This window comes from Natronospira sp. (genome assembly GCF_007134575.1).
In the GTDB taxonomy this organism is placed as follows: Bacteria; Pseudomonadota; Gammaproteobacteria; order Natronospirales; family Natronospiraceae; genus Natronospira; species Natronospira elongata.
The window spans coordinates 1-8631 of record NZ_SLKM01000115.1 but is presented as its reverse complement, the minus strand read 5'-3'; the positions used below and the strand labels follow the sequence as shown (position 1 = coordinate 8631).

Here is an 8631-nt window from a genome sequence, read left to right as displayed (position 1 = left end):
GTCCAGCGCTGGAGCGTCCGGATACTGATGCCGACTTCCCTGCAGGCCGGTGCTCGTCGGGCACCGGCCTTTTCTGCTTCGGCAATGTAGGACACCAGTTTTCGCCGCTCTGAGACCGAGGTCATCCTTCCTCGTCGTCCTCCCAGAGGGCGTTCAACTTTTTTCGCAAGGCCAAGAGCGCGGCCGTTTCCGCTAGGGCCTTGTCTTTGCGCCTAAGCTCGCGCTCCAGCTCCTTGATTCGCTTCTTGTCCCGGCGGACCTTGGCCTTCTCGGCTTGCCGTCGATTGGCCTCCGTGTCCGCCCCCGATACGCAGGCCTCTCGCCAAGCTTTCACCTGCTCCGGGTAGAGACCCTTGCTGCGGCAGTACTCGCTCAATTGGGCCTCATTCATGCCGGCAGTCTCGACTACCACCGCCAGTTTCGATTCGCCCGACCAACCGTCCGTCTTCTTCCCACTCCCAGGCACCGGTAACCCCTGCTCTTTGGCTCTCCTTCGCCAATTGTACAGGGTCACCTCGGCAATCCCTTCTTCCTGCGCCACCTCCCGAACGGTCCGATTCTCCGGCGGCAGAAGCTTCGCCATCACCGCCGCTCTACGCTCTTGAGAATACCGGGGCATTCCTCGTCTCTTTCCGCCCCCTGTCTGCTACGATCAACGATTCAGAAGAGGCGACAACTACCCTGACACAGGGGGGAGGCGACCGAGCCGTGCAGGAGAAGATCCCGGCCGTCGCGGGCGTAGAGCATGGGAATGACCACAGGCTCGCCATCCTGGACGAATCCCACATGACAGACGATGGTGTCATCGAGGACCGCGCAGAGTGCTTCAAAGTCGTACTGCCCGCGGTTGCGTTTCCTTTGCACGATATGTCTTTCCGTCATGGGGCCTCCCCTTGGGTCTGCCTTGATTTTCCAGTGGAGGGAATAGACTTCAGCGAGCTGCCATACCCGCACCCCCTCGATTTGAGAAGGATCCCCTGAGACCGAGGAACTACAGAGTCCACGTTTAGGCAATCGGCATACAGTTGAAACATCGCTACCACGATCCAAAGACCGCTATACCGTAGTAGTCTCCGCCAACCATAGGGGCAACTCCAATGCGCTTATTCCTTTCGGTTTCCAGCACGGCGCCGGTTGCTTCAAAAGCCATATACCACCCCAATGCAGCTTGAGAGACATAGTGGTCTTTATCATTTACCCTTGCGAAGGGAACGGCTAGCGATGCGGCATACAATGCATATTTGGCGAAGGGATTTTCAACGGTTCTGGCCGCCACAAGAAACGGAACGGCTCCGGCAAAGGCATGGCCACTGACACCGTTATCGTCGGCCAATGGCTGCCATTTAGACCCGCGATCGCTTTCCCCCGGTCTGCTTGCACCGGTGACTCGTTGCATTGCAAACACGGGCACAGCGCCTACAAGATACGACCTTATTGTATTGCCGCCAAATTCGCCAAGCGAAGAATCTTCATCAATTAGAGATAAACTTGCCAGGGACAGAGTAACCGGAATGAGATACTTCCCTTCGGCAAACAACAGCGCCATCTCTGAAAACTCATCTGTGTGGGCATTTCTAAATCGGTCTTGGTAGTGCCTCTGAAACCTTTCATCGAATGATGTATTTGCGGCTATCCCACCGACACCAAAAACCACCCCAAGGCGGAGCAATCTATCTTTCGAGTAATAGTTGCGCTGGTCGGTTAGCAAATCGTCCATTCGCCCCTCTGATGCAACCACAGAAGGTGAAGGGAAGACCCCAAATAACACGGTCAGTAAAAGCGAAAGACCGACACGCCATGGCCTGGCCTGACCTGATCTACTCAGCATGACTTGCATCTCCTTCCGTTTGCCGAATGGTTCCGGCACTCCAGGGTAATCAGGTGACTGGGTCAGCCTCTGCGGTGCCGTTGGCGAGCGGTAGTGTCTGGGACTGGGCAGCTAAGCCCGGCGAAGCCAGAATCGCCGGTACAGTTCGGCCAGAACATACCCCGTGGCCAAGGCGATTAGTGCGCCCGGATGGAGTTCTTGTGTCAGAGCGTAGCTAACGGCAGCCCCGAGTGAAAAGCCCAGCAACGCCAGTACGCCGTTTCGGCGCTGGCTACGGCGTTGACGCCGTTCCTTCCTGAACCTGGCCTGCGCTTGCTCAAGCTCTTGACGCTTGGGCGCGAGTAAGGCTTCGGCGGCCGCTTCCTTTTGCTCTGGTGTCATTGATTCCCCCTGAATCATTTGTCCGCTTCGCAGGTCCGCCTACTCGGCGTCCGCCGCTTCTGGTATTGAGCTGGAGATTAAACCAGGGCTGCTGGACTTGCCAGAACCCAGGTTATTTTCGGGCCCGATCTAGCCCTGTTCTAAATCGCGGACCCGTTTGGCAAGGGCTGCCGGGCTCAGGGCTTGGGTGGTGTCAATATCGAGGGCGTAGGGGGCTTCGGTCTCAGTGATGGGGTCCATGCGCTGGTGTTGGACGTGCAGCACTTCAATGTTGGCTTCGGAGGGGTCTTTGCCGGTGGCTTGGCGCTTTTTAATTCGGGTTTCCAGGACATCGATGGGCGCGTGGGTGTGGAGGATGGCGAAGCCTAGATTATTGTCGCTGGCGAGTTGGCGGAAGTGGTCTCTGCCCGGGCGTTGGAGGAAGGTGGCATCGACGATGACGGTGTAGCCGGCGCGGGCGATGAGCAGGGCCAGGTCGGCCAGGCGCTGGTAGGTCTGGCGGCTGGCTTCGGGGGTGTAGATGCCGGCGTCGACTTCGGCGCCACTGGCTTGGAGCGGGTCGAGGCCGAAGAGGCGCTTGCGCTCCACGTCCGAGCGCAGTCGCAGGGCCGGCAGGGCCTGGATGAGTTGCTGGGCGATATGGCTCTTGCCGCTGGCGGACAGGCCCATGGTAATGAGGATGCGGCCCTGGCCGGGCTTGAGGCTGGCCCGGGCGAGCTCGATATAGTCGCGGGCGGCTTGTCGTTCCGTGTCGGCGGCTTCGCTGTCGGGGTGCTGACTGGCACGGATAAGGTTGACCTTGGCGCGGATCATGGCGCGGTAGGCTTCATAAAAGCCCAGCAGGGGGATGGCCTGGTGGTCGCCGGAGGCTTCGAGATAGGCGTTGAGCCAGCGGCTGACCAGGTCCGGACGGCCACGGTATTTGAGGTCCATGCTGAGAAAGGCGACTTCGTTGGCGGTGTCGATCCAGCGAAAGTCCGGGTTGAATTCGATGCAGTCAAAGGCCTGGATGCGGTTCTGGTGGAACACCAGGTTCCCCAGGTGCAGGTCACCATGGCATTCACGCACCCGGCCCTCGCGGCGACGGCTTTCGAGCTGCTCGGCCAGGGCCTTGAAGCGGGCCTCGCTCAGGGCTTCGACGCTTTGCAGGCGGGGGTGGTCGGTCTCGGGCAGCAGGCGGCAGCAGTCGCGGAAGTTATCGGCGGCCATGGCCTGGAGGGCGGCGGGGTCACCATATTGCGGCTCGGTGTCGCCGTCGGGCGTGGCAGCCGGGGCGTCGGCGTGAAAGACGGCGATGTCGCGGGCGAGCTCATCCAGCGATTCCGGGATGAGCTCACCGCGTGCCAGGCGGTGGTCCAGGCGCTGGCCATGATCGAAGCGACTCATCAGCACGGCATACTCGAAAGGCTCGCCGTCGCCGTCGATGCGCGGCGCCTCGGCTGTACCGCTGATATTGACCACGCGGTGGTAAAGGGCCGGAGCCAGGCGGCGGTTGAGACGGATTTCCTCCTCGCAGTAGAAGCGGCGCTTTTCCAGGCTGGTGAAGTCCATGAAACCCAGGTCCACGGGCTTTTTGATCTTGTAGGCGTACTCACCAGCCAACAGGATCCAGTTGCCGTGGGTCTCGATACGCTCCACCGAGTCGACGGGGTGGGGATAACAGGCCGGGTTGTCTAGCGCTTCAATGCGCAAGCCTGTTTCCTTCTGGCTCATGCCATAACCTCTGCTTCAACCTTGGAACTCATTATGGTGCCTTGCTGAGCCAATCGTACAGTGCCCGATATGGCATGCGTGAGCCCGAGGGATCAGGGCTGTGCCCGGACCAATCGAATACCGAGCGGGATTGTTCTTCTTGTCCAGCCGAAGCTGCCATCGGCGAAATCGGCATCCCAGGCGTAGGTGTCTGAGCCGGCATAGGGGGTGACGGACCAGAAGGCGGATCGGCCTTCAGTGATACCCGGGAATATTTGCTGGTTGATGGCCGGTCCGCTGCGACAGGTTTCGGCGATGGTGACCAGTTCGCCGATTGTGGGCAGGCGCCAGCCGTGTGCCTGTTGCTCGGCGATTTCCTGTGCGCTCTGCCAATCGACTCGCTTGGCCTCGCCCTCACAATTGTCACCCGCCCAGTTCTGGCCCAGGGGGCAGCGTTGCCATTCCAGGCTGCTTGGTCGATGGAGGACGGTCTTGCCGTCGTCGCTGATATCGAAGGCACTGCTCGGGGTTCGCCGTGGGGTGTCTTCATGAAAACAGGCGGAGGCGAAGCCGACTTGCGCGATCCTTTCCAGGGCATTGCGGGCAGTGAGGAGTTCATTGGGGAGCTTCCACTGCAGGGTTGCGGAGAGTAATTGTCCCGGCGGGGTCTGGGCGGTGGCTTTCCAGGTCTGGATGAGGGACTGGCGCTGGCGTTCGGCCTGGCTGTCCCTTACCAGCCTGACACGACTGCCGCGATGCTTGAGACCCCAACTGCCTTCGCCGGTGGAGAAGCGGACACTCCAGGCGTATCCGGCGGCGCCGGCATAGGGCATGCCGGACCAGACGTTGGCAGGTGCCAGGGGTTGGTCAGGGAATACCTGACGGTTGATGGCGGGGCCCACACGGCAGTATTCGACAATGGATTGCAGCTCCCAGGGCAGGGGCAGGCGCCAGCCATCGCCCTTTGCCTGCGCAACCTCCCCGGCGGCTTCCCAGCTCAATCGCTCGGCCTCCCCCAGACAGGCGCCGTCATGCCATTGCTGGCCAATGGCACAGCGTTGCCATTCCAGGCCGGTCGGCCGGTGACGCACGACCGAGCCATCGTCGATGGGCATGAAGGCCCGAGAGGGCGTGCTGGCCTGACTGTCCGGATCAGCGCAGTCATCGGGCGGAATCTGGCCCATGGCGATGATGGGCAGCCGCAGCAGGCTGATCAGGAGTATACGTTTGATGTGCGCAGGGGCGCTCGCCGTATTGGCGCCGGCAACAATCCCCCTCCCCCATTTGATTCCCATCCAGGCCGAGCCCCTTTATCTCTCTGAATACACTTTTTGCGGCCACGCTCCGAATGCGCTGCGGCATGATCCGCTGATGGTGAGACCGTATTGTAATGCCGGGCGCCTGAGAGCTCTAACCCTGCATCTCCAGCAGGAAACTATAGAGGACCAGCAACAGGAAGCTGAAAATCATCAGGCCGATGACCATCAGGAAGATCCAGAAGAGACGATAAAGTCGGTCACCCAGTTGAGTCAGGGTGAAGCTGCCGTCGGCTTGGTATTCCCGTTTGAGGATGAAGCGTAATTGCGCCCACATCTGGGTGGGCGACTCCACCGTGACAATGCCCGGCCGGCCCATTGCCTGGAAGGTCTCGGGCATTTCGGTCTTGAGTTTCTGAAAGAACTGGGACAGAAGCCAGTTCCAGTACAGGACGGTGACCCCGCCGCCGATCAGAAACAGGAAGAAGAAGGTGGCAAGCAAGCGCATGACCGGATCCATTGTGCCCCCTTCGGACAATGCCAGGACAAGACACAGCCTGAGGCATCACCGAGGTAATCCCAATGGCTGGGCGGCTAGAGGAGATATTCGCAAGCGAAGCCGATCAGCCACCAGCCGACGATAAGTAGCTGGATGAAGTAGAAGACAAAACGGGCGGTGACGGCCGGGCCGGCGATGGAAGCCAGGTGAATGCCGGACTGGATGATGCGGGCAGCCAGCAGCCAGAGGGCCAGGGGATCGGTGATGGCGGTATGGCCGGTGGCGATGGCCAGCAGGAGGACACCGCCGATCAGGGGGAAGCTTTCGTAGCAATTGGCATGGGCGCGGGCCAGGCGGTGGGCGAAGGGCGAGACATCGCTGCCGTCCGGCTGGAAGGTACCGGGATCCTTGCGCCCGCTCAAGACCAGCCAGGAGCGCATGATCTCGTTGATGAAGATCAGCAGGAAGGTCCAGGCGATAATGCCGATCAATGCAATGACGGACAGGCTCATGGTGTGGTCCTCATCTGCCGAATCAGTATGCTTTCCCGGCCTATGCCTGGATTGAGTCAAGCATAGGCCAGGCCTTCACTTTCCGCCATTTGTTCCTGCCGTTATTCACCCCGCAGGGCCGGTGCCGGATCCTGGCCGGCGGCCTGTCGGGCGATGGGGTGAATGGCCAGGACCAGGGCCGCGGTCAACAGGACCGCCGCCATCAGTGCTGCCGGCCAGACACGTGCGTCCATCGCACCCAGATAGTCGCTCAGGGAAACCACCGCCAGCACCGCAATGGGCAGCCCAATCAGCAGACCCGGCGCGGCCAGGGTCAGGCCATGGCGCATGGCATCCTTGTAGAGACTGCCCGGGCCGGCACCAACGGCCGAACGCAGGGCGAACTCGAAGCGATGGCCCTGCATCAGGAAGCGCAGGGTACCGTAGAAGCCGAGCACCGCCATGATCAGCACGATGACCGCACCAAGGCCGGTCATCCACACCCGGGAGCGGTCCTGGGCGAAGCGATCGGTGAAGGCGTCTTCCAGGGACTGGACCCGTTCGATTTCCAGGGGAATCTCGTGATTCAGCAGGAACTCGCCGATGGCCGCGTCCAGTTGCTCGCGATTGACCTCGCCATCAATGAGCAGGGCGGCGAAATAGGCCATGCCACCGTCGGCAAGCAGGACGGTGGGCCGCATGGGGTCCCGGGGATGGCCGAAGTGAATGTCTTCCACCACGGCGACAATCTCCATGGGCTCGGCTTCACTGCTGCCGCCAAAGCCACCGGTGGTCTGCTCGACAAACTCACCCACCACATCGGTGCGGCCCCAGAACTGCTCGGCCAGGTGACGGTTGACCACGGCCAGCTCCCGGTCCGGCTCCTCCGGCAGTTGGCCGTGCAGAAGGCGCAAACCCAGGATGTCCATCGCATCGGGATCCCAACCCACGGCAATACCCGGGGCTTCGATCTCGGCATCATCGGCCGCCCGGATGGTTTGAAACATCAGATGATCGCTGCCGGGCATGCGGCCGGCGAAGCCCAGATTACGAATGCCATCGACGCCATTGAGTCGTTCACGGATGCCCTGGCGAAAGTCCCGGATGGCTTCGTCGGTGGCACGGAAACTGGCCATGCTGCCGGCGGGCACCGGATTGGCCTGACTGATGCCGGCCATGTCGTAACCCGGGTCCATGGACAGGGCGGCACGCAGACTGTGCTGGGCATAGAGACCGCCGGCGACAATCACCAGCGCCAACACCACCTGAACGGTGGCAATCACATGCCGAGCCCCGAGGCTGCGACCCGCGCCTCGGCTGTGGGCAGCCAATGACTGCCTGGCCAGTCCCAGGGCCGGGGCTGTGCCGACCACAAGCGCAAGCACGGTGGCAAGACCGGCGGCAAACAGGGGGATACGCCAGTCCAGACCCTGGTCCAGGAACTGACCGCCATCGAACAGCGGCAGGTCCTGGAGAAAGACCCCCAGCCAGAGGGCGAGCAGCAGCCCCAGACCGGTCCCCACCAGCACTAGCGCAAAGGCCTCGGTCATCAACTGGCGCACCAGACGGGCCGGGCGGGCGCCGACGGTCAGGCGAAGGGCCATTTCCCGCTGACGGGCCGGGGCCCGGGCAAGCAGAAAGAGGCCCAGATTACCGGCCGCGATCAGGGCGACCAGGATGGCGGCGCCGGCCATCAACTGCAGCTGTTGCTGGGTGGCCCGGTACTCATCGGGGCTGTTGGACATCTGCGGGACCAGACGGATGCTCTGGCTGCGCAGCATGGCCCTGAGCTCGTCATCGAAGCCATCGGCAATCTGGTTCAGCTCCACCTCGGCCGCGGCTGGGGAGACGCCATCGGCGAGGCGCGCAATCATCTGGGCAGGGACCTGATGGTGGAATTCCTCCGGCACGCCCCAGATGTCATTGAGCATCACTTCCCGGGGCAGCCAGATGTCACGGATCGTGCCACGGACCAGGCCTTCAAAGCCGGGCTCGGTCACGCCAACCACCTGGAAGCTCATGTCGCGAGCCATGATCTCCTGATTCACCGCCGCGGCGGCATCGCCGAAGAGCTTCTCGGCGGCCGCATGAGACAAGACCGCAACGCGGGCATCACGATCGGATTCATCCAGGGGACGGCCGTGGGCGATCCCAATACCAAGCTCGGTGAAATAAGCAGCCGTCACCCCGGCTCCGACCAGCGGTTCGGGGGTTTCCGGTTCCTCCGGCTCAATCTGCAGGGGCAGAAAAGCTTCCAGCGCCCGCAGGGCGGTTGTCTGCTCGGCCAGGGGTTCATACATGCCGTTGGCCAGACTGTCGAAGCTGCCACCCTCGCTCAGGCCCAGCATGCCGAGGGAACGGGAGTCCTCCACCCCGGGCAGGCTGCGAAAGCTGAGATCGCTGTAGAGACTGAAAAAGGCGGTGGCAAAGGCAATGGCCACGCCCAGGGTGAGAATGGCGAGGGCCGATTGAAAGGGGGTGCCG

General features: G+C 61.9%; 7 protein-coding genes and 1 pseudogene. All 8 read right to left on the bottom strand.

Going from position 1 to position 8631, the window contains the following annotated elements:
- Nucleotides 1-619: pseudogene (locus ACJWXQ_RS04545) on the bottom strand (transposase); the annotation flags it as partial.
- Between the two features lie 41 nt (nucleotides 620-660).
- Nucleotides 661-882, bottom strand: a complete 222-nt coding sequence (locus tag ACJWXQ_RS04540; RefSeq protein WP_406672259.1) for a pyridoxamine 5'-phosphate oxidase family protein — start codon at nucleotides 880-882, stop codon at nucleotides 661-663.
- A 154-nt stretch (nucleotides 883-1036) separates the two neighbouring features.
- Nucleotides 1037-1828 (bottom strand): hypothetical protein, encoded by a 792-nt coding sequence (locus tag ACJWXQ_RS04535; protein ID WP_406672258.1) that lies wholly within the window; start codon nucleotides 1826-1828, stop codon nucleotides 1037-1039.
- A gap of 510 nt (nucleotides 1829-2338) precedes the next feature.
- A complete protein-coding gene (locus tag ACJWXQ_RS04530; protein WP_346053369.1) occupies nucleotides 2339-3922 on the bottom strand; it encodes an AAA family ATPase in 1584 nt (527 codons plus the stop codon).
- A 92-nt stretch (nucleotides 3923-4014) separates the two neighbouring features.
- Entirely contained in the window at nucleotides 4015-5196 is a 1182-nt protein-coding gene (locus ACJWXQ_RS04525; RefSeq protein ID WP_346053371.1) for a DUF1566 domain-containing protein, read from the bottom strand.
- 115 nt (nucleotides 5197-5311) lie between these two features.
- Nucleotides 5312-5677, bottom strand: a complete 366-nt coding sequence (locus ACJWXQ_RS04520) for a hypothetical protein (RefSeq protein WP_346053373.1) — start codon at nucleotides 5675-5677, stop codon at nucleotides 5312-5314.
- A gap of 74 nt (nucleotides 5678-5751) precedes the next feature.
- Entirely contained in the window at nucleotides 5752-6168 is a 417-nt protein-coding gene (locus ACJWXQ_RS04515) for an MAPEG family protein (protein WP_346053375.1), read from the bottom strand.
- Nucleotides 6169-6269: 101 nt separating this feature from the next.
- Nucleotides 6270-8631, bottom strand: a 2362-nt coding sequence (locus ACJWXQ_RS04510) for an ABC transporter permease (protein ID WP_406672257.1), incomplete at its 5' end; no start/stop codon positions are given.

Excerpts from the sequence above, each read along its gene's own strand:
- ACJWXQ_RS04540 (WP_406672259.1), bottom strand. The coding sequence starts at position 882 with ATGACGGAAAGACATATCGTGCAAAGGAAACGCAACCGCGGGCAGTAC.
- ACJWXQ_RS04515 (WP_346053375.1), bottom strand. The coding sequence starts at position 6,168 with ATGAGCCTGTCCGTCATTGCATTGATCGGCATTATCGCCTGGACCTTC.
- ACJWXQ_RS04525 (WP_346053371.1), bottom strand. The coding sequence starts at position 5,196 with ATGGGAATCAAATGGGGGAGGGGGATTGTTGCCGGCGCCAATACGGCG.
- ACJWXQ_RS04530 (WP_346053369.1), bottom strand. The coding sequence starts at position 3,922 with ATGAGCCAGAAGGAAACAGGCTTGCGCATTGAAGCGCTAGACAACCCG.
- ACJWXQ_RS04535 (WP_406672258.1), bottom strand. The coding sequence starts at position 1,828 with ATGCTGAGTAGATCAGGTCAGGCCAGGCCATGGCGTGTCGGTCTTTCG.
- ACJWXQ_RS04520 (WP_346053373.1), bottom strand. The coding sequence starts at position 5,677 with ATGGATCCGGTCATGCGCTTGCTTGCCACCTTCTTCTTCCTGTTTCTG.